General features: G+C 47.8%; 17 protein-coding genes. 11 read left to right on the plus strand and 6 right to left on the minus strand.

Annotated elements, in window-relative coordinates:
• Positions 1–25: 25 nt before the first annotated feature.
• Positions 26–1,003, plus strand: coding sequence for an NAD(P)H-quinone oxidoreductase (locus KW844_RS03395; protein WP_218375307.1), 978 nt, complete (start codon positions 26–28; stop codon positions 1,001–1,003).
• Positions 1,004–1,023: 20 nt separating this feature from the next.
• Here KW844_RS03395 and KW844_RS03400 read toward each other — a convergent pair whose 3' ends face one another.
• Entirely contained in the window at positions 1,024–1,734 is a 711-nt protein-coding gene (locus KW844_RS03400) for a Crp/Fnr family transcriptional regulator (protein WP_218375308.1), read from the minus strand.
• A gap of 76 nt (positions 1,735–1,810) precedes the next feature.
• Here KW844_RS03400 and KW844_RS03405 point away from each other — a divergent pair, with 76 nt between their 5' ends.
• Both KW844_RS03405 and KW844_RS03410 read left to right on the plus strand, forming a co-directional pair.
• Positions 1,811–2,431 carry a class I SAM-dependent methyltransferase gene (locus KW844_RS03405; protein WP_218375309.1) on the plus strand — a complete coding sequence of 207 codons (621 nt, stop codon included), beginning with the start codon at positions 1,811–1,813 and terminating at the stop codon, positions 2,429–2,431.
• A gap of 56 nt (positions 2,432–2,487) precedes the next feature.
• The gene (locus KW844_RS03410; protein WP_218375310.1) at positions 2,488–2,703 is read left to right on the plus strand and encodes a hypothetical protein; all 216 of its coding nucleotides are present in this window, start codon (positions 2,488–2,490) and stop codon (positions 2,701–2,703) included.
• 213 nt (positions 2,704–2,916) lie between these two features.
• On the opposite strand, the gene KW844_RS03415 is transcribed toward KW844_RS03410, so the two are convergent.
• Complete coding sequence (locus KW844_RS03415) at positions 2,917–3,702, minus strand: AraC family transcriptional regulator (RefSeq protein ID WP_218375311.1); 786 nt, start codon at positions 3,700–3,702, stop codon at positions 2,917–2,919.
• Positions 3,703–3,840: 138 nt separating this feature from the next.
• Here KW844_RS03415 and KW844_RS03420 point away from each other — a divergent pair, with 138 nt between their 5' ends.
• From KW844_RS03420 to KW844_RS03430, 3 genes are read left to right on the plus strand one after another with little or no spacing between them, the layout of a single operon-like run.
• The gene (locus tag KW844_RS03420; protein ID WP_218375312.1) at positions 3,841–5,172 is read left to right on the plus strand and encodes a TolC family protein; all 1,332 of its coding nucleotides are present in this window, start codon (positions 3,841–3,843) and stop codon (positions 5,170–5,172) included.
• A gap of 6 nt (positions 5,173–5,178) precedes the next feature.
• Complete coding sequence (locus KW844_RS03425; RefSeq protein WP_218375313.1) at positions 5,179–6,243, plus strand: HlyD family secretion protein; 1,065 nt, start codon at positions 5,179–5,181, stop codon at positions 6,241–6,243.
• A complete protein-coding gene (locus KW844_RS03430; RefSeq protein ID WP_218375314.1) occupies positions 6,236–7,831 on the plus strand; it encodes a beta-carotene 15,15'-monooxygenase in 1,596 nt (531 codons plus the stop codon). The genes KW844_RS03425 and KW844_RS03430 overlap by 8 nt, the downstream gene beginning before the upstream one ends.
• A 268-nt stretch (positions 7,832–8,099) precedes the next feature.
• Here KW844_RS03430 and KW844_RS03435 read toward each other — a convergent pair whose 3' ends face one another.
• Positions 8,100–9,149, minus strand: a complete 1,050-nt coding sequence (locus tag KW844_RS03435; protein WP_218375315.1) for a YhcG family protein — start codon at positions 9,147–9,149, stop codon at positions 8,100–8,102.
• 316 nt (positions 9,150–9,465) lie between these two features.
• Between KW844_RS03435 and KW844_RS03440 the strand changes: the two genes are divergently transcribed.
• The 5 genes from KW844_RS03440 to KW844_RS03460 all read left to right on the plus strand — a co-directional run bounded on the left by KW844_RS03440 (position 9,466) and on the right by KW844_RS03460 (position 16,165).
• The gene (locus tag KW844_RS03440) at positions 9,466–10,728 is read left to right on the plus strand and encodes an acetyl-CoA C-acetyltransferase (RefSeq protein ID WP_218375316.1); all 1,263 of its coding nucleotides are present in this window, start codon (positions 9,466–9,468) and stop codon (positions 10,726–10,728) included.
• 66 nt (positions 10,729–10,794) lie between these two features.
• Complete coding sequence (locus KW844_RS03445) at positions 10,795–13,305, plus strand: endopygalactorunase (protein ID WP_218375317.1); 2,511 nt, start codon at positions 10,795–10,797, stop codon at positions 13,303–13,305.
• A gap of 54 nt (positions 13,306–13,359) precedes the next feature.
• Positions 13,360–14,160, plus strand: coding sequence for a HipA family kinase (locus tag KW844_RS03450; protein ID WP_218375318.1), 801 nt, complete (start codon positions 13,360–13,362; stop codon positions 14,158–14,160).
• Complete coding sequence (locus KW844_RS03455; RefSeq protein WP_218375319.1) at positions 14,138–14,527, plus strand: DUF3037 domain-containing protein; 390 nt, start codon at positions 14,138–14,140, stop codon at positions 14,525–14,527. The genes KW844_RS03450 and KW844_RS03455 overlap by 23 nt, the downstream gene beginning before the upstream one ends.
• Positions 14,528–14,557: 30 nt before the next feature.
• Entirely contained in the window at positions 14,558–16,165 is a 1,608-nt protein-coding gene (locus tag KW844_RS03460; protein WP_218375320.1) for a beta-N-acetylhexosaminidase, read from the plus strand.
• A 66-nt stretch (positions 16,166–16,231) separates the two neighbouring features.
• Here the strand turns inward: KW844_RS03460 and KW844_RS03465 are convergent, their stop codons facing one another.
• From KW844_RS03465 to KW844_RS03475, 3 genes are read right to left on the minus strand one after another with little or no spacing between them, the layout of a single operon-like run.
• Positions 16,232–17,662 (minus strand): alpha-L-fucosidase, encoded by a 1,431-nt coding sequence (locus tag KW844_RS03465; RefSeq protein WP_218375321.1) that lies wholly within the window; start codon positions 17,660–17,662, stop codon positions 16,232–16,234.
• Between the two features lie 18 nt (positions 17,663–17,680).
• Complete coding sequence (locus KW844_RS03470) at positions 17,681–19,456, minus strand: RagB/SusD family nutrient uptake outer membrane protein (protein ID WP_218375322.1); 1,776 nt, start codon at positions 19,454–19,456, stop codon at positions 17,681–17,683.
• 28 nt (positions 19,457–19,484) lie between these two features.
• The gene (locus KW844_RS03475) at positions 19,485–22,604 is read right to left on the minus strand and encodes a TonB-dependent receptor (protein ID WP_218375323.1); all 3,120 of its coding nucleotides are present in this window, start codon (positions 22,602–22,604) and stop codon (positions 19,485–19,487) included.
• Between the last annotated feature and the right edge of the window lie 13 nt (positions 22,605–22,617).

Genomic DNA, 22,617 nt, shown 5'->3' on the forward strand with positions numbered 1-22,617 from the left:
ACATTCAACTTACAAAAAATATGTTATGCGGGCAATTATTATTGTGCAGCCTGGTGGGCCATCGGTCATGCATGTGATGGAGAGAGATACACCGACGCCGGGGGCAGAAGAGGTATTGATAAAAGTACATGCTGCTGGGGTCAACCGCCCGGATGTAGCACAGCGAAAAGGTAATTATGCGGCGCCGCCGGGAGCGCCGGTGGATATTCCCGGGCTGGAGGTAGCAGGTGAAATTGTGGAGGCAGGGCCGGGTGTGAGCCAATGGAAAGCGGGGGATAAAGTATGTGCGTTACTGGCCGGTGGTGGTTATGCGGAATATGCCGTAGCACCTGCGGGGCAATGTTTGCCGGTTCCTGCCGGATGGGATTTCATACAGGCGTGCACGTTACCTGAAACGGTGTTTACCGTATGGCACAATGTATTTCAGCGGGGGCGACTGAAGGAGGGCGAGCATTTCCTGGTTCATGGTGGCAGCAGCGGTATTGGTATTACGGCCATTCAGCTGGCGCGGGCTTTTGGTGCGCGGGTGTTCGCCACGGCAGGTACAGATGCTAAATGTGCGGCCTGCATGGAGTTGGGTGCGCACATTTGTGTCAACTACCGCACGGAAGATTTTGAGGTGCACTTAAAACCGGAAGGGGTAGATGTGATTTTAGATATGATTGGTGGCGATTATATCCACAAAAACGTTCATCTGCTCAATGTGGAGGGCAGACTGGTCTTTATCAATGTGATGCGGGGCGCTAAGGATACGCTGGATGCGCTGGCGGTGATGCAGAAGCGGTTGACGATTACGGGCAGTACGTTACGTAACAGGGATCTTGCGTTTAAGGCGGCACTTACGCAGGAGATCCGGGAGCGGGTATGGCCGGTGATTGAAGCAGGGAAATTTAAACCGGTGATCAGCCAGGTTTTTCCGCTGGCAGAAGCTCCTGCTGCCCATACGTTGATGGAAAGCAGTGAGCATATCGGCAAAATAGTGCTACAGGTGGTGAAAGATTAATATGTGTTTACAACTCATTTTCAGGAAACGTAATTCGATATCTCTATTAATTTTTTGATATCAAGTATGGCGATTTTCCGGCCGTTGGTATGAATGAGTTGCTGTTCTTTAAATTCTTTGAGGAATCGGACTACATTTTCTTTGGCTGTACCAACGATGTTTGCCAGGTCTGTCCGGGAGATGTTGATGATCACCTGTTCTCCGGGAGCTCCGTCATCTTTATATTTTTCTCTTAATACGATAAGGGCGATGGCGAGCCGTTCCTTTACGGAGCGTTGGGCAAACACCGATATGGTGTTGCTCAGCACAGCGAATTCATGGCTAAGGGCCTTGAGTAGCCGCTGTGTAAGTATGGGAGATTGTTGTAATGCGGCCAGAAAATCCTCTTTAGGAACAAATTTCAGGAGGCAATCTTCCAGGGCGGCGGCAGAATCGGGATAGCGATCGTCGCCCAAAATGGCATGATAACCGATTATTTCGCCGGTATTTGCCACATAAATTATTTGCTCCCGTCCGTCTTTATCTGCCTTATATTTCTTTATTTTCCCATATTTAATAAAGTAAATACCGGAGGGAATTCCGCCTTCGCGGAAGATGATTTCACCCTGCTCAAACACTTGCTCCTGCTGGTTTGCACAGAGGAGCTCATACTCTTCATCGGGTAAGTTCAGGAAGATCGATTGTGACCTGAAATTCCATTTGTCTATCGGAAAAATGCCAGTTAAGCTCATACACACGATTATACCAAAACCTGAAAAATTGATTTTTATCAACGCAACAGGTTAAATGCAAAGTTAACTTTGCAGGATGGAATTATCAACAGGCTTTGGCTTGAGTGAGCGATTGGTTAAGCCTAACTGTTTTTTAAATGACGGGGCATTTGACTGGCTGTATCCTGAGCGTATACAACGATTATCAAGGCGGCACTGGACACCACTGGGAGTAGCAAAGGCTTCCGCAAGGTTCCTCGCAGATGCACCAGGAAAGCGGATTTTGGATATTGGCAGTGGTGTAGGGAAATTTTGCCTGGTAGGCGGTCATTATAACCCGGATGCCACCTTTATTGGGGTAGAACAACGGGAGGAACTATATGATCTTGCCATGGATGCCCGAAATATGACAGGAAAATTTAATGTAGATTTTATACACGGAAACTTTACTCATCTGGACATGGATGATTATGATAATTTCTACTTTTACAACGCTTTTTTCGAGAATCTGGATCACCAGGACAGAATAGATCATAAAATAGAATATTCACAGAGCCTATACGTCTACTATTGTAAGTATCTGTTTAAAGTACTGGATGCCAAACCTTCGGGGACGCGGCTGGTTACTTTTCACAGTCTCGGCGATGAAGTGCCACCTGCCTATCATTTGGTGGATTGCTCGGTAGATACCCTCTTGAAGATGTACATTAAAAAATAATTTGATAAGCGATAAACAAAAGCATGATGAAAGCAGAAGGAAATATCCCGATGATAATGAGTCAACTTAAGAAAGGTGAAAGCATCGCCGAAGTAGAACAGATCATTCAGCATGCTGTAGGTGATCTGTCTGAATCAAACAAGGCTGCATCATTGGAGCTCTTACAATCCGCATTGGATGAGGTGTCTCCACTGGACTGCAGTACCGCTGAATGGAATGCCTGCCGTTATGCGCGCATGTACCTCAGCTCTCAGATGGCGGAAGCTGTCTAAATTAAATCAAGACTATTTTTATTGAAAACTATTAGAGAGGGCTTGTGGGCCCTCTTTTTTTTGGTCTAACCCTTGTTGCGTCAGGACCTTTGGTCCTGACGCAACAAGGGTTGCTTGCGCCGGCGGCGCAAGCAACGTTACCGCCAACAGATGCCGGCTTAACGCGGGGGCCGTGCTTGACGCATAAAGATGGGGCTGGGTGAATTCGGAAAATCAACGCTTCCTGAAATCCGTAGGCCTGGAATGTGTAAACTCATGAAACGCATCCGAAAAGCTACTGATAGAGGTATACCCCACCTCATAGGCTATATCACTGACAGGCTTCGCTGTTTTAAGAATCATTTCTATCGCTTTTACCATACGCAGTGTTTTCAGGTACTGTAAAAACGAAATTTGCAGGGAACTTTGGAATAAGCGGGACATGGACCGCTCGCTGAGGTTGAAGTGCCGGCTCACTTCAGCGAGGGTGAGTCGCTCCCCGATATTTTTTTCCAGGTAACGGATAATCCTCAGCATCTGGTCATCATCAGTAGTTGGCAGGATGATGGGCAGCGCCTTGTTGTTGAGCTCCGGCAATAATTTTTTCATGGCCACGAGGAACTCGAAATTATCGTCCTGACTGGTAACATGACGACCATCCCAGCGTTCGGAGTAGTTGATCATTTGTATCAGCAGCTCGCTGGCAGGATAAATGCCGAGCTGACTATAAAAATCGTTGCTGTCATCATCATGTGCATAAAAATACAGTGAGCGCAATACGGTGGCCGAATGCCCGATGCGCAGGATATGCGGCATGCCTTGCGGTACCCAGAAGTAATGCCTGGCGGGCACTACATAGGTACGGTTGGAAATGGTGATATAGGCGATACCTCCTTCTACATAACTCAATTGCCCTTTATTATGAGTATGTAAGGGTATCAGTTTCTCCGATTTTTCATGCATCACAAACACGGCATTGCGCTGCTTGTTGATTTCCGGTAACGATGCTATCAATCCCATAACCTGCTCTTTAATGTCGTGTAAAGGTAAAAATTTAATTTGGCTGGAATGATGAAAAGATTGACGTTTTATCTGAAACGGCATATCGTAACTCGTAATAATTTTGCACCCGGATATTGATTACAGGTATCTATTATTATGAATCACAGACAAGGAATTATTGCCACGGGACTGTTCCTGGCAATTCATTCATCGCACATTTACGCACAGGCAACCACTGTAAATGATACCCTGAAGATTACGCTGCCACAAGCATGGCAGAAAGCGGAAGCCTACAGCAGGGCAATTGCCATCAGGAAAAAAAGTACGGCCATTGCAGCCGAAGATATTGAGGATCGTAAGAAAGAGCGACTCCCCGAACTGGATGTGGCAGGCAGTGCTGAAAAGGCTACCAACATCCCTATCTACGGCGATGGCGTCTTCACAAAACCTACCAGTCAGCATGAAGTAATTCATACCTTATATAAAGTAGGGGCAGATATGTACTTCAACATTTACAACGGTAACAAGTTAAATCTTCACCTGCAGGCGGATAAAATATTGCACCAGATGGCCACCATCCGGGAAGAGGAAACAACATCCGCTATCCGCTACGAAACCGCTACACATTACCTGGAACTTCAGCAGGCACTGGTGTTCAGGGATCTGATCAAAAGCGATATTGCCGATCAGGAAAAGCAGTTGCAGGAAATTAAAACGTTTTATAAAAACGGAACCGTACTCAAAAGTGATGTGCTGCGCGTAGAGCTGGACCTCTCCAAACGCCAGCTCACCTTGGTGAAAATTGAAAATGATATCCTGGTAGCTACCCAAAAGCTGAATATTATTTTGGGAGAAGCAGATGAAAGGCCGGTCACCCCGGCGGCACTGGAGATGCCCGAAACTGGGATTGATTACAACCACTGTTTGGAGGAAGCCTTGGCGCACTCGTATCCATATCATCTCTCCGAAAACCAAACAGCACTCAGCAAAATAAACCTCCGGCAGGTAAAAGCGAATGTACGGCCAAAAGCAGGCCTGTACGGCGATTTCTACTACGCCAACCCGCAAATATTCTTATATCCCTACAATCCAAGCTGGTATTCACTTGGCATTGCAGGTGTAAAAGTATCATTCCCACTATCATCGCTATACCATAACACACATAAAGTAAGCGCTGCGAAAATCGAGCTGGAGAAAGAAGAAGAAGCGCATAAAGACACAGAAGATAAGGTGCGGCAACAGGTGAAGGAAGCCTTCCTTCGCTATAAGGAGTCGCTGGTACAAATTGACGTTGCTCAAACCAACGTTACCCGGGCACAGGAAAATGCACGCATTATCAAAAGCGCTTACTTTCATCAGGCCTCACTGGTAACTGATCTGCTGGATGCAGATGTGCAGTTGCTGGAAACCCGCTTTGAGCTGGCTGCCGCAAGAATTCTCGCCCAAAATAAATATTACTTACTCCGCCACATCACAGGAACGCTATAATACAAAATGAAAAAGAAATACATCGTATCCGACAGGCTGATCACCAGGATCACAGGCTGGATGGCTGGGATTATTGTACTCGCTATGGCCGTTTGGGGCTTTCAATCGCTCCGCTCTTATTATCTCTTCGAACAAACAAACGATGCACAGGTGCAGGAATACGTGAACCCTGTTATTTCCCGCGCCGGTGGCTTCATTGTAGCCGTTAAGTTTGAAGAAAATCAGCTCGTGAAAAAAGGGGATACACTGTTAGTCATCGATAACCAGGAATACACCCTGGAAGTAGATCAAACGGAAGCGGCTATACGTAAATCTGAAGCGCAGCTGCAAGTGCTCGACGCTAACATCAATACCCTGCAAAAAACCGCCGGCGCTGCACAATCGCGCATCAGTGGCGCCAAAGCAAAAGTATGGAAGCAGGAACTGGAATATAAACGCTATAAAGAAATGTACGCCGACGAAGCCGCCACCAAACAGCAGCTGGAAGACGTACAGGCTACCCTCGATATCAACAAGAGTGATTATAAAACCGCAGAAGAAAACTACGGCGCCGCCACCGCACATATACAGGATGTATACGCGGAGAAAGCAGTAGTACAGGCGGAAATAGCGCGGCTAAAAGCACTGCGCGACCGCCACAGTCTCGACGTAGCCTACACCGTTATCCGCGCCTCCTACGACGGCCGCATGGGCCGCCGCACCGTAGAAGTAGGCCAGATGATCGACGCCGGTGAAACGCTGGCCTACATCGTCAACAACGAAACGGATAAGTGGATAGTAGCCAACTATAAAGAAACGCAGGTAGAAAAAATGCGTGTAGGCGATACCGTTAATATCATCGCCGATGCCTTCCCGGATGAACAGTTCAAAGGGACGATCATTTCGCTGTCGCCCGCCACAGGCTCCAGCTTTTCCCTGTTGCCGCCGGACAACAGTACCGGCAACTACGTAAAAATAGTACAGCGCGTACCGGTACGTATCCGTGTGGATGGTAAGCGCAAGGACATCGACCGGCTGAAGGTTGGCATGAACGTGAACGTATATCTTCCTAAAAAGCAACATCATGGATAAGGGTATTCACATTCCCATATTCAAATCCTGGGCACCGGAATGGCTCATCAAAGCGGTGCTGTTCCTGCTGATACTGCCGGGTATCGTCATCTTCTTTTTGCCGATGGCCAACATCAACGCAGCAGCAGGCTACTACGGCAGCGAGCCCGCTGATATACAGTTTGCAGTGGCGCTGTTCTACGCGGGATATGTTGGCTTTTACAGCCTGGAACGTAGGTTTTTTGCCTATCTGGCAGCAAAGGAGTACTACGTAATATTTACTTTTTTACAAGTAGTTACCTGTATTATTTGCTACCTCACCAACGACCTGTACATCTTTTTGCCGGTCCGGTTTATACAGGGGATGTTGTTTGCCTGCACGGTAAACCTCTCGCTATCTCTGATGTTTACCAGGCTGGTGAGTGAAAGGGCCAGGGAAGTGAGTTTTTCTGTTTTCTTCGGGTTCCTGCTCTGCGCCGTGCCGTTCAATAACTTTGTGACAGCAGATATGATTGATGCCTTCGATTTTAACATCGTATACAAGGCAGTCGCCTTTACATATGTTCCAGGATTATTGTTACTGCTGCTGATGATGAACAGTGTACGGCTGAAAGTGAAATTTCCGCTCTATAACCTCGACTGGCAAAGTTTTGCATTATATAGTACCGCTTTATGTCTATTCGCTTATATCATGATCTTCGGGCAGGAATATTACTGGCTCGAAGATGTACGTATACGCAATAGCGTGATTGGTATTGCTGTGCTGCTGCTGATTTACATCATACGACAGTATAAGATGCGCCGCCCGTACCTGGATGTGGGGATTTTTAAATTTCGCAATTTCAGGGTGGGCTTGCTGGTTTTGTTCATCATGTACATTTGTCGCTTCGCATCCGGTATCACCAATACGTTTTATACCAGCGTGCTGAAGTTTGATCCGATGCACTTGTCGTACATCAACCTGCTGAATATTGCGGGACTGGTGTTTGGCGTAATCGCCGCCTGCTGGCTGATTATAAAGAAGCATCACATCCGTACATTATGGGTGCCCGGCTTTGTACTGTTACTCATATTCCATGTGTGGATGTTTTTCCTGTTCGACATACAGGCGGATGAATTTAATTATTTTCTGCCGCTGTTTATACAGGGAGCGGGTGTTGGTTTTATTATGGTACCTACGATCGTGTACACGATATCCGCCGTACCGGTGGCCTGGGGCGCCAGCGCTTCGGCGGTATGTCTGGCGATCCGCTTCCTGGGCTTTTGTGTGAGCATTGCGCTCATCAACTATTTTGAATTATTTGGTAAAAGCAGGCACTATAACGCATTTCAGGATCACCTCACCAAAATTGATCCTGTTGTAAAGCAATCCCTGCGCATGCAGGCCCATCATCTTGAGGCGAAGGGAATGGCTGCTGGCAAGGCTATGCGGGCATCTGACAAGTTGCTGGTCAATAGTGTAAACACACAGGGGCATTTGCGCTTTGCGATGGATTACTATGAAGTGATGTCGTGTCTGATCATCGTTACACTGTTGCTCATTCTGTTGTTTCCGTACCTGAACCGTACGGCAGTATATCTGAGGTCGCGCAGGCTGTCGCCCGCCTGATGAAGCAATTAATCATACATGTGTTAATAATCGTCCTACGCGCACCGGTCGTTCTGATCTCAGAGCGACCGCTTTTTTTTCGCAGAGGGGGGAAGGGGTTTGAGTGCGCTAAGATTAATTTAGCTTAGAGAACCTTTGAGGTCATAAGAGCTATTTTTTTCAAGCAAAGAAGCAAAGGATTGTGATTTTATTTTTGCTCGAAAAAGTAGCGATGCAGCAGCGTAAAGCAACTTGTTCATCAGGTGCATTATAGCATCCCGATAATTAGCTAAACATGCTCCTCATACTTATTATTAATTCGCTGTTTAGCTACTTGAATTGCTAAATGAAGTTTTTCTTGCAACACCTCTTTCGGTGGTAATTCAAGGAGGTATTGGGCAATATGAATGCCCGAACTATTCAGCTCAAGGAGCTCTATCAATTCGTCATTCTTATCTGCACAAAGTATTAAGCCAATTGGTGGCAGCTCATGTGGTTGTTGCTCGTTTTTTGCCAGCCATCTCAAATAAAGTTCCATCTGACTTTTATGACTATGTTCGAACTTACCCAATTTTAAATCTATTGCAACTAATCGCCTTAGTTTTCGGTGATAAAATAGCAAATCGATAAAATAATCAGTGTCTCCAATCGCAATTCTTTTTTGCCTTGCCAGGAAAGCGAAATCATTCCCCAACTCTAAAATGAACAATTGTAATTGATAAACAATTGCTTGTTCTAAATCTCTTTCACTAAAAGTATCGCATAATCCGAGGAAGTCAAGAATGTATGGGTCTTTAAAAGTGAGGTCTGTCGTCATCTCTTTTCCACGTTGCAACAGTTCCAAATCATTCTTTATCACCTGTTCAGGTTTTTTACTGATGGCAGTACGTTCATATAACATTGAATTGATTCGATCCTGTAGCTGTCTACTGCTCCATCTTTCATGCGCGGTCATGGTTAGATAAAATTCACGCTGTAGTTCATCTTTTATGTATATGATAGTTTTGATATGTGTCCAACTCAATTGTCTCCGCACTGCGGAGACAATTTGAACTTCAGTAAAAATCTCCGCGCAGCGGAGAGAATGTCTCAATGTCTTCTCATCCCACCCTTTACCAAATTTCAATATTAATTGGATAGACAGCTTTTTAACTATTTCTTTTCCATAACCAGCTCTTTCATTTTTTAATATGTAACTGTTCAACTTTGTTCCTATATACCAGTATAGCATTACCAGTTCGGTGTTGGCTTTTATAAGGAATCTTTGTTTGCTACCTGCAATGAGTGTGCTTATTTCACGAAATAAAATCATTTCTTTTTTAACTAAGTTGATTTCCATTTTTTTAAAAGTTGAGTCGGAAAATTGAATCTATTTTTCTAAAATTATTGAAGATATAATTAACGGAAAAGAAACTATTTATATAAATTTATATACCATATAATATTGAATGTCAAATGTATAGTTCAAAAGTCATTTTGATATTTATATTATAATAATTGAGTAAGGCAGGATCTTTTAGCTACCGCATTTCCATCCCAAAACTCATTCTTACTTAAATTCTACCAAGGTATATTTCGTGCAATTGGATGTAGATGTTATTGCTATTGCCATCCATCCTCCCAATTAATCTTAACTTTAATAAAACCCTGCTATCATGGAAAAAGTAGCCATCATCGGATCACAGCGCGTTCCATTTGTGAAGTCCTTTACGCACTACCTCCGTACCTCCAACCAGGATATGCTTACGGCATGCCTGCAGCAGCTTGTTACTAAATATAACCTTACCGGGGAGCGACTGGGTGATGTAGCGCTGGGCGCTATTATGAACCGCAGTACGGACTGGAACTTTGCCCGTGAATGTGTGCTGGGCAGCGGCCTGGACCCGCCTACACCCGGCTATAATGTGGTGCGCGCCTGTAGTACCAGCCTGGATGCTGCTGTGCAGATAGGTTTAAGAATTAAAGCCGGGCAGATAGCCATTGGTATTGCCGGCGGCAGTGATACGAACAGTGACCTGCCTATCTTATTCAGTAAGCAGTTTAGCTGGAAGATGATCGCGCTGCGCCATGCAAAAACTTTCGGTGAAAAGCTGAAGGTGCTGGCTTCATTCAGGATCAGGGATTTATCGCCCGTATACCCCAGCATTGTAGAACCCCGCACGGGCTTATCCATGGGGCAGCATACCGAGCGGATGGTAAAGGAGTGGGGCATTACCCGTGAAGCGCAGGACGAGCTGGCTTACCATAGCCATATGAATGCCGAAAAGGCTTACCAGGCAGGGTTTTTCAGTGATCTTGTTTTTCCATACAAGGGTGTTACCAAGGATACCATTATTCGCCCGGATACTACATTGGAAAAGCTGGCAAAGCTTCGGCCGGCATTTGATACCAGCGGTACTGGTTCTTTAACGGCAGGCAACAGTACTTTATATTCCGACGGTGCGGCCGCGGTGCTGCTGGCATCCGAATCGTATGCGCGTCAGCGTAGCTTACCCGTGCTGGCCTACCTGGAAGACGCTGAATCCGCTGCGGTGGATTATGTAAACGGAGAGGGACTGCTGATGGCGCCCACGTATGCCGTAGCACGTTTGCTCCGGCGTAACAACCTTACCCTGCAGGATTTCGATCTCTATGAAATACATGAGGCCTTCTGCGGGCAGGTATTGTGTACTCTGAAAGCCTGGGAAGATCCGGCATACTGCCAGAAGCTGGGCTACGACCAGCCGCTGGGCAGCATCGACCGCAGCAAGCTTAATACTACCGGTGGCAGTGTGGCGATCGGCCATCCGTTTGGCGCTACCGGCGCACGTATACTGGGGCAAACCGCCAAGGTGCTGCATGAGCGTGGCGGTGGCAGAGCGCTGATTTCTATTTGTACAGCCGGTGGCATGGGCCTGGTGGCGATAGTACAGCGATAAGGTAATAAAGTATTAGTAGTATAGCCAGTGCTGTCCTATCTTGGGAGTACCTATAGGATTTACGTTATGAAAAACACCTGGCTGATAGGCGGCATCATTTGTATGACCGTTGTAAGTACACGCCTGCACGCGCAGGAATTTACCAATATACCAAACCTGGTGTCCGTTAGCGGGGATACCATGTACGTGCCGGCAGGAAGTACGTACGCCTACACGGTGGATACTGCACCCGGGGCAGGACTGGTTTCCACCTTCAAGGATGCATATGTACTGGCCCAGCAGCTGGCTAATGCCTATCCTGCTTATTCATTTAAAGCCACCAATGCCGATGCATTAGCGGTTACATCTCCCAATAAAAAAATTAAACACTACCTCCTTGCTAAGGTGCCGGCAGCCCTTACCGGGCAACTGACTGTGCAAAGTGAAACAGGGAAACTCAATCAGCCAACAGAAATATTGCTGCGGTTCAAAGTCGGGCAAAGGAGCCCGGATGCTACCGTAGAAATCACCCTGCCGGCAACAGTACACATCGCGCGCCCCGATTTAATAACAGCAAATATCATCGGAAGAGGGGAGGTGCTGTTGGATAAACTAGCTACTACCAGCTCCGGCAGAACCGCTGCTGGTTATCGCTTTCCTACAATCGGAGCCGCTGTGGTGTCGAAGGACAAAAGGGGTAATACGGTGCTGCAATTTTCCCACCTGGACCTACGCCCCGATAACGGAAATGATATTGAACTACGTATAACCGATGCCGTTATTAAGCAACCTGGTAAACTACAGGTGAAAGCCAGATATAGAACAGCGGAACCTGACCAACATTGGAGTGGATACGCTTTTGCCGGTATTACAGCACCTCCATTTGTAAACCGTAGTCCGCTTCTCAAAAAAGTAGTATTCAGTAGTACTGACTCTACCGATAATACGGATGCAATTAATACCGCCATACTAAAACTGCATCAGCAGGGAGGTGGTATGCTTTATTTTGCTCCCGGACTGTACCAGATTCGAACGGTACACTTGCAGAGTAATGTGCATTTATATATCAGCAAAGGCGCTACCATCGCCGCCTTAAAAGGTGGCGACGCCCCTGAAACCACCTGGTTCTCCGATAAAGCCTATCGCTCCGGAACATCCCCTACCGATCACGGACCTTACGACGACCCGGAAAACTACCTCACCAAACAAGACGCAGGGCATCACTACTTTCATAACGCCATGTTTACCGGTGAACGGCTGGATAACATCAAAATCATCGGCAACGGACGTATCACCGGCAACGGCAACCTGGTGACCAGCGATAAGGTAATGAATAACGCACCGGATAATCGCAGTGATAAAATGTTTTCCCTGAAACTCTGTACCAACATAGAAATTGGCGGAGTATACCGCAAAGACGACTTGTGGTACGATGAACAGAAAGACGAGCCGTATTACATCTCCGGTGATGCAGATACGGATAATATGCTGCACATCGATCAGGCAGGGCATTTCGTGCTGCTGGCCACCGGTACAGATAACATCTTTGTACATGATACTTATTTTGGTAAGCACAGTCCGAAAAATGCCAGGGATATTTATGATTTCATGGCCTGCAATAATGTTACCGTAACAAATATTTATTCGCGGGTAAGCTCTGATGATATTGTGAAGCCTGGGAGTGATTGTTCACTTGGATTTACCAGGCCGGCAAAGCATTACAGGGTACGTAATATTATCGGAGATACTAACTGCAACCTGTTCCAGGTTGGTTCCGAAACAGCAGATGATATCAAAGATATTTGTGTGGATAACATTTATGTACTGGGTGCCAACAAAGCAGGCTTCTCTATATCCACCAATGATGGCGCGCATATCAGTGATATTCACCTGAACTGCGGTCATACGGGACCGCTACACCATCGTTCCAAAATGATGCGTGCGGCGGCGCCTTTCTTTATTTCTATTTCCAACCGTGCCCGCATCCTGGGGGCCAAAGCGGAAACTTTCAATTACCACGAGCATGGCCGCGATCATAAGGAACTGCTGATCACCAACGTGAGCATTGGAAAGGTGGAAAACATTCAGCTCAATGGTATTGATATCACAGAAGTATATGGCGGAAGTTCGTTTAGTGGTAACCGTTGGAAAGCGTTTGACGGCACCCAGCGCCACTTTGCCGCCATTGTGGCTGGTTATTCACTGCCGCAAAATATGGGCTTCACCTTGCCTGACGGCCGCGCTACCGGGTATATTACCAATATTAGTTTTAAAGATATTCACCTCACCGCCAAAGGCGGCCACCCGCTTACTGATACGGCGCAGGTACCACAAGAGTTAGGAGTAGGGCAGTACAATGCGGCGGACCTTAAAATCCAGCCATCATACGGCCTCTGGGCCCGGCATGTGCAGGAACTGGTGATTGAAAGTTCCGTATTTGACTTTGAACAAACGGATCACCGGTACGGGATTTTTCTGGAAGATGTCGTAGGCGCCACGTTAAAAGGCCTGCGTATCCAGCATACACCGGCGCAGCAGCAAGCCATCCGGATCGTTAACAGCAGCGGTACCCGCTTGTCAAATATTACCACTTTCTGAAAAAAATGAGCTAATTTTCGGACTGTCTTTGTTGGGCATGAAAATACGGTATGTATGAATGAAAAGGAACCACAGCTTAGGACAGTTCATGTAACCCGCTATATTACTCCATTGCGGGAAGGCGGCTCCATGCCGGGCCTTGCAGAAGCTGACGATGGCTTTATGTATGTCCTGAAATTCCGTGGCGCAGGCCAGGGTGTAAAGGCATTAATAGCAGAATTATTAGGTGGGGAGATAGCCAGGGCCCTCAAACTACGGGTGCCCGAGCTGGTATTTGCCACGCTGGATGAGGCTTTCGGAAGAACGGAGGCAGATGAGGAAATACAAGACCTGCTACGCTCCAGCGAAGGACTCAACCTCGCATTGCATTTCCTGTCGGCCGCAGCCACCTACGATCCGGCAGTAACCATCGTGGAACCCATGCTTGCTTCCCAGATCGTATGGCTGGATGCCCTGCTTACCAATGTAGACCGTACTTCACGTAATACCAATATGCTGTGGTGGAAAAATGAGTTGTGGTTGATAGATCATGGCGCAGCTTTATATTTCCATCATACCTGGCAAAACTGGAAAGACCAGGCAGTACGCCCTTTTGCGCAAATAGCCAATCACGTATTGCTGCCACAGGCTACTGAACTGGAAACAGTGGACAAGCAATACCGCGCTATCCTCACGCCGGAAGTAATCCGTGGCATCGTGAACCTGATCCCCGATGTATGGATTACCAGCAGCGGCGACTGGGAAGAAACCCCGGACGAAGTACGCAACGTATATTTTGAATTCCTGACTACCAGGATTGCCTCATCAGAAATTTTTGTAAAAGCAGCCCAAGATGCAAGAGAAACGCTTGTTTGAATATGAATATGCGGTGATCCGCATTGTGCCCAGGGTAGAGCGGGAAGAGTTCCTCAACGTAGGAGTGGTGCTGTATTGCCGCCAGCAAAAATTTTTACAGTCGCTCGTAGCACTGGACGAAGAACGGCTCCGCTGCTTTTCTCCACTCACGGATTTAACACTGATTAAATCCTACCTGGATGCTTTTACCAACATCTGCGCCGCCGAAACAGCCCACAGTCCTATTGCCAAACTGGATGCTGCCGGTCGCTTCCGCTGGCTTACCGCCACACGCAGCACCATGCTGCAAACATCTAAGGTACACCCAGGCCTAACCGCCGACCCTGCAGCTACCCTGCAGCGGTTACTGGAAACCTTAGTGCTGTAACAGTTTATGTCAACCTAAATCATAAGAACAGTGATACTAAAGAAAACCTTTGCACTTTTAGCTTTCCTTTGTGTGCACCACGCGTACGCACAAACGAAGTGCCCAGTGATACCAATGCCGGCAAGCGCCACCATTGCTACTGCCAATGATAAAACTATTATTACCCGAGGCGTGCAAGTTCGTGTGGACAGAAAAACGAAAGCTACCCAGGTTCAGGCTGTAGCTGATTTCCTGAAATCAGCAATAGCAAAACTCCCTGAACTGCCAGCTTCCACCGGCAGGGGCCAGCAGATACTCCTGGTGATTGCTAGGATGCAGGATAATAATCCGGAAGCTTATGAACTGGTCGTAAACACGCAGGGTGTCAAAATCAGTGCAAATACAGAGAAAGGCTTGTTTAATGGTGCTGTTACATTATTGCAACTGCTCCGTAATGAAAAAGGCCAACTGCAAAGCTGGGTCATCAAAGATGCTCCGCAATACGCCTGGCGCGGCTTTATGCTGGATGAATCCCGCCAGTTCTTCGGAAAGGAAAAAGTAAAATCCCTGCTCGACTGGATGGCTTACTACAAGCTCAATAAATTCCACTGGCACCTGACAGACGAGCCCGGATGGCGCATTGAAATCAAACAATATCCCAAACTGACTACCGTTGGCGGTATCGGCAACTTCACCGATCCAAAGGCGCCAGCCACCTATTACACGCAAGCGGAAATCAAAGAAATCGTTCAATACGCCGCAGACAGAAACATCGACGTGATCCCGGAAATTGATATGCCAGGACACGCCACTGCAGCCAATAACGCCTATCCTGAATTTAGCGGGGGCGGTTCAAAAGGGCATCCGGAATTTACTTTCAACCCAGCAAAAGAAGGCACCTACACTTACCTCACCAATATCCTGCGGGAGGTAAATGACCTCTTTCCCGCACATATGATCCACCTCGGTGGCGATGAAGTAAGCTATGGCAACGAAAAATGGAATACCAACACCGATATCCAGGCACTCATGCAAAGGGAACACCTGGCGAATATAAAAGAAGTAGAGCTGTATTTCATGCAGCGTATGTCCGACTCGCTCTATAAGCTGAACAGCAAAATGCTGGCCTGGGACGAGATGGCGGAAGTATCCCTGCCGAAAGATAAAACCATCATCTACTGGTGGCGCCACGATAAGCCTAATACGCTGAAAATGGCACTGGAAAAAGGTTACACAACTGTTATCTGTCCACGACTGCCACTATACTTTGATTTTGTGCAGGACAGCACCAACAGGCATGGCCGCAAATGGAGCAAGCTGTATAACCCGATTGAAAGCGTGTATAAATTCAATCCGCTCACGCTGCTACCTGCTGATGGAAACCCATCGCTGATAGCAGGCATGCAGGCTAATCTGTGGACAGAAACCGTGTCCGACACTAAACGCCTCGACTACCTGACCTTCCCGCGCATCTGCGCCCTCGCAGAAATCTGCTGGACCGCACCTGACAGGAAAAACGAAGCGGACTTTATGCAGCGGCTGCAACCACAGCTGAAATTATTTGAAGCTGCAGGCTTGTATTACTATGATCCGTTTAATCCAAACATACATCCGGAGCCGGTTCCCAAAAAGAAAACGGTGAGTGATTATAAAGACTAAAAAAGTAAGGCATCGGCGAAAGCCGATGCCGTTTTTCATTTGGGGCTAACCGATCATGCATATTCTTTAAGTCTTCGCTTTCTGGTATTTTCCGTTAGTAGCTCCCTGATGGAAGTCCACCATTATGACCTGTGGCGAAGTATATAATTTTACTGGTACGTGAATGAGGTACTGATTATCGGCAATCTCTTCTACCTTCAGCGCATTCCCTTTACTATCGGCAAATGCGGCTTTGTCCAGCACCATGCCTCTCGGTGTGCGCACTTTGAGCAGCCCGCTGGATGGCCAGTTAAACACCACCATGTTCAGTTGGTTGCTGCCTTTCTTTTTAGTGTAATAACCCCAGTCTTCTTTTTTCATACCGGCATAATCACAATTCCAGATAGCATCACCATATTTACCCATCCAGTTGCCGATCACCGTAGCAATGTCCTGTTCCTGTTTACGGAAATCACCATTGCCGGTAGGGCCAAAGTTTAAGAGGAAGTTACCGCCCATAGCTGTGGTATGCACCAACATTTCCAGCAGCTCCAGCGGTGATTTTACGTGACTCACCGTCCAATCTTTGTGATAACCCCATTGGTTTTCAGGGATGGTCATGCAGGCTTCCCAATCCCAATGTGTAACGGCGGTGTCTATAACGGGATCGGGTAAACGACGTTCGTAACCGGACTCGTAATCACCCATCAGCTGACCGTTGGAATCCTTGTGGCGCTTGCCGTAGTCATCAGCGCGGAGGCGACTGTTTACCACCACTCCGGGGCTCACCGCCTTCAGCATTTTTTCCACTTCATAAGTCCATTTGCCGTTCTTTTTTACGGAGTTGTCCCAGGTGCCATCAAACCAGAAAGCCTTTACGGTAGGGTAGTTGGTGGCCAGCTCTTTCAGCTGGTTGTAAGCGAAATCGAGGTAACGTTTAAAGGCTACACTGTCTTCGGCCGACTTAATATCATACCGCCAGTCAGGGTGATGCCAGTCGAGTACGGAATAGTAAAAATTTACATCGATGCCTTCCGCATTATAGGCTTCCACCAGTTGCTTCAGGATGTCTTTTTTATAGGGTGTACCAGCCACGGTAAAATCCGTGTACTGACTAGGCCACAGGCAGAAGCCCTCGTGATGTTTGGTGGTGATGGTCATGTATTTCACGCCCATTTTCTTCGCCATTTTAGCCCATTGCTTAGCGTCAAACTTCACGGGATTGAACTGGTACATCAATGAGTCCCAGGTGGCGGTAGAAATGCCGGCACTGGATTTCAGGAACTCCGCTGCATAATTATAGGTTTTGCCATTCCAGATACCACCTGGAATTGCGTATAATCCCCAGTGGATGAATTGCCCGAACCGGTTGCTGCGCCACTTGTTCATGGCCTCGTCTGTACGTTTGCCGCTGTATTGTGCGCCATACTGTAAGGGTATGGCGCTTTGTTTCTTTTCCTGTGCACCTGCCTGGAATATGGCTCCCAGCAGGGCGGCTGCTATTATTATCTTTTTCATTTTTGTAGGGAGATGGTATTACCATCCTGGGTTTTGGATCAGGTCATTGCTTTTGTTCACTTCGTCAAATGGAAATGGACAGAAATACATTTTTGGATAGAGGAAAACTGCGTTGAGGACAGTCACCGCCTGGTAGGCCCAGGTGTTATCTTGTTGTTTGGTCACCATCATCCCTTGTATAGGTCTGTTTTCTGTTACTTCCGCTGTTTTCCACCTCCTGGTATCATAGTACCAGTGGCCCTCGTAGCTAAATTCTACTTCATACTCACTGCGGATAATGCCACGCATAACTTCTTTGCTCATGCCTGCCTCCAGGCCATAGAGGTTATCAGCGCCAGGTGTAATGCCCGCTCTGCGTCGCACAGCGGTGATGATGTCGTACACCTCCTGCGTAGGGCCGTTGAGTTCATTGATCGCTTCTGCATAACCCATCAGGATTTCAGTGTAACGAATCACTGGTAATACACGATTTTGGTTGGTATACCTGCCGGTGCTGTCGTTCGCCATTTTGCGGCTATAGAAGCCGGTTCTGCTGGAATATGCCTGCAGCCCGTCAGAGGTGAGCTGTCCCTGCCAGGTTTTGTAAATATCAACCGGGTCCATTTTTTTGGTACTGTTGTTATATACGTTTGCCTGGTTATAGATGACGGTGCAATAGAAGCGAGGGTCCCTGTTGTTATACGGAAACTTAGGATCGTAGCCGGAGCCGGGAGCGCTGGTAGCTTTACCGTTGGCCATACCAAAAGCATCTACCAGGTTCTGACTTGGTGTGCTCCAGCCGCTGCCACCTCTTGAAAGCGGGAAGCGGGCACCTTCAATTTTAGTATTCGGTGCAAACATGTACGGCATAATATATTCGCTGTTTTTGCGGAGCAGGAACATTTTCCAGAAGCTGTAACCGGGGCGTGCGCTGGCATTCGTTTCTGTTTCGAACAGTGCATATTCGCTGCTGTTCATGATTGCTTTGCAGGCATCGGCAGCCTTTTGCCAGAGCGTGGCATCATAGGAACCGCTGTAGCTCACCAGTGGCTGTAACTGCGGATCTGTGGTGATGGCACTGCCGTTGAACAGCGGGCTGGCGGCATATACCAGCATCCTCGCTTTCAAAGCCTGACACATACCACGGGTGATACGGCCATAGTCGGCCGCCGGCTGCTCCAGGCTACCTGGCAGGTCGGCCGCGGCTTTGTCGCACTCCGCAGCTATGTAATCAATACACTCTTTAAAACTGTTCCGCTTATACGTCATGGGAGTGTTGAGGTCATATGCCGTGTCTGACACAATCATAACGCCGCCGTATAAACGAACCAGCTGCGAATAAAAGAAGGCACGCAAAAAGCGGGCTTCCGCAGCAGTACGAACCTGTGCAGCAGGTGAAAGCGGTGATTTCTTCACCTTAGCGATGTACTGGTTGGCAGCACGTATTTTCAGGTAATAGGTTTTGTAATAGTTATTGGAGAAAAAGTTTTTAGGTGTGCTGGCACCCGTGATAAATGCAGCCTGCGGATCACCGTAATAGGATACGGAGTGAGAGGTCATGTCCTCAAAGCAGGCATAGTCGTTACCTACCACAGAGGTTACCAATGTATAACGGTCATGTATAATGTCAGAGCCGGTGTATACATACATATCCGTCAGAAAACTAAGTGTTTTGGCGGAATCCGAAAACACCATCTGCTCTGTTAAGCTTTCTGTCTGCCTTTTATCCAGAAAGCTGTCTGATTTCTTGCAGGCGGCAAACAAGGCCAGGGCCATGCATCCTGCGGCGGTATATTTAAAGAGTTGTTGGATCATGTGATAATTTTTGATGTAATGCCAGTGTTTACAGTCCCACCTGGATACCCAGGTTATAAATACGCTGCTGCGGATACTCACCAATGCTGGAGGTTACCGCTGATTCAGGGTCAATAGCTACCGGCAGCTTGTTGTATACCAGCGCTATGTTGTAACCGTTGCCATAGATGCGGATGCTCTTGATCAGCTTATGCTTCAGCAGGGATGCGGGTACGGCATAACCGATTTCCACGTTTTTCCACCTTACATAATCACCGCGTCTGAACCAGTAGGTAGAGGTCTGCGGACTACCCTGGCCATCACCTATGGATGGGTAGGATGCATCGGTAGCCCATGGTGTCCACCTGCCGAGGTTAAACGGAGTGGACTGCCTTTCCGGGCGGCTGTAAGCGAGGCTGCCACGCTGGATGTTGATCACATAATCAAAGGAGCCCTGGAACAGTGTGCTGAAGTCGAAGCCTTTGTAGGAGATGCCGAAGCTGAAGCCAGTGATATACCTTGGGAGGTTTACGCCCATGCCCATTTTGTCATTCTCGTCGATGATACCGTCGCCATTGAGGTCAGCGAATTTCAGCGCCCCAGGGAACAGGTTTTGCTGCGGGATGCTGGTTACCAGTTTCGGACTTTTGTAGAGGTCTTCAATGTCTTCAAACATACCGATGTATTTATAGCCAAACTGCTGTCCGATGGACTTACCTGTTTGCGCCATCCATGGATATTTGGCATTGGCTTCGTCCATGTACAGGATTTTGTTTTTGGCATAGCTCACCTGTCCTCTCATGAAGTATTGTAATTTGTGAGAGCGGTTGTTGTATTCCACTTCTATTTCGTATCCTTTGTTGCTCACGCGGCCCAGGTTCATTGGTGGCAGGCCAATACCGATTGGCAGGGGAACGGTGCCGCGGGTGGACAGGATATCGTAACGATAGTTGTCGAAGTAATCCGCCACGATACCAATTTTACCATTGAGTAATTTGATATCTACCCCTATATCTGTTTTCCTTTCTTTCTCCCAGGTTACCTGGTCGTTTCCGAGGTCGCCCTCGATGATGCCGCTGGCGTTGGTGGAGTTCTCTCCAAAGTTGTAGCCTTTACCATCTTTATAAATCTGCTCGTACAGGTATTTGTAGGCACCTACTTTATCACTGCCTACGAGGCCGTAGGAGCCGCGGATTTTAAATGCATCAATGAAGTGGATATTCTCTTTGAAGAATGGTTCTTCGCTGATGTTCCAGCCCACCCCGATGGCAGGGAACAGGCCGTATTTTTTACCGCCTGCAAATCTGTCGGAACCGTTGTAACCGGCGTTTACATCCAGCAGGTATTTTAATTTGTAGTTATAACCGAGGCGACCGGTGAAGCCACGGAAGTTATTAGGGATACCGGCATCCACTACTGAGCTGCTGCTGTTCCAGGCATTGGTGGTATTGGTGATCTGGTTAAAAAGTGCCAGGGCGGTGATGTTATGGTCGCCAAAACTTCTGGCGTAGTTCAGTGATCCCTGCAGGTTCAGCTTGCGTGCGCTGCCACGGTAGCCGCCGTCCGCGTTGAGGCGGCCCATGCGGTACAGGTTATTCACTGTAGGCTTATAGGCTTCGGCTACGGCGTCGTAGTAGTAGGTGAGGATTTCATTGTTGGCGCGGGTCAGACTCTTTTCAAATGAATAGTCGCTCGCCAGCGACACCAGCAGGTTTGCGCTTAATCCTTTGGTGACGCGATCCAGTTTTTGTACTGCTGAAGCTACTACGTTGAAGTTGTTTTCATAGCTGCGTCTGTAACCGGAGTATTTAAGCACCGCTACCGGGTTCATTTTGGTGCCACTTGAGCTGGCGGCACCAAGGCTGCTGCCGAAGGTACCGTTCTCGTTATACACCGGATAACCGAAGGAGGATAACTCACCGTTCCACATATACTGGAAAGTAGTACCGCCTCCGTTGAAAGCCTTGTCATTCGGCTCGTTGATGGTGCCGAATCTACCGCTGAGGTCTACACGAATATGCAAATCCTTGGTAGGATCGATATCAATGTTGGAGCGGAAGTTATAACGGTTATAAAAGTGATTGCTGTTATAGCCTTCTCCTTTACTGAAGTTGTTGAAGATACCTCCTTGTGTGAGGTAGCCGAGGGAGATGAAGTATTTGATCTGGTCGGAGCCGCCGCTGATATCGAAGTTGGTTCTGTTCTGCAGGCTGTAATCCTTCATCAGCACATCCCACCAGTTCACGTAAGGGTGGAGGTATGGATCGCTGTTATCTTTATAGTATTCCAGGTTATCGTTGGCGAAGAACTGCGGATATTTCACGGCGGGGTCACGCAGCCCCAGTGTTTCATACTCACGGAGCAGGCTCAACGTCGTATAGCCGTCGTTCATTTTTGGTGGGCGGGTAGGGGTGAGTGCACCGGTTTCGTTGCGAACGGTGAGCATTGGCTTACCGCTTTTACCACGGCGGGTGCTGATCACCATTACGCCGTTAGCGCCTCTGATACCGTATACGGCGGTGGTAGAAGCGTCTTTAAGGATGGAGATGCTTTCAATTTCGTTCGGGTCCAGCTGGGCTACCTGCTCATAGGAAAACTCGATATCATCCACGATGATGAGCGGATTGTTGGCTGAGTTACCATCGGAGGTATTGTAGGAGCTGTTACCGCGGATGGAAAACACCGCACCATCTTTACCTGGCTGGCCGCCGCGTTGCTGGGTAAACAGGCCGGGGAGCCGCCCTGCCAGGGCATTCTGCAAGCTGGCACTTGGGCTCTGGCGTATCTGGGCGCCGGAGATGGAGCTAACAGCACCGGTTACGGTCGGCTTTTTGGGCGTCGCATAACCGATGACTACCACATCTTCCATGCCTTTCACGTCAGGACTGAGCACTACGGTGCCGCTGGCCTGTGCCGCAGGTAATTCTCTCTTTAAAAAACCTACATAGGAGAATATAAGGATATGCGATTTACCTTTCAGGGTAAGGGAGTAGCGGCCTTTTTCATCCGTAGCTACCCCATTGGAAGGGACGTCTTTTTCGAATACAGATACACCGATGAGTGGCTGTGCACCTTCCGTTACCACGCCGCTCACCGCCTGTTGTGCGATGGCTGGCATGGCCATCAGGAGCAGGCAAATGCATAAAACGGGATATATGAACTTTTTCATTGTTAGCCTTTTT

It is taken from the genome of Chitinophaga sp. sic0106, assembly GCF_019219075.1.
In the GTDB taxonomy this organism is placed as follows: Bacteria; Bacteroidota; Bacteroidia; order Chitinophagales; family Chitinophagaceae; genus Chitinophaga.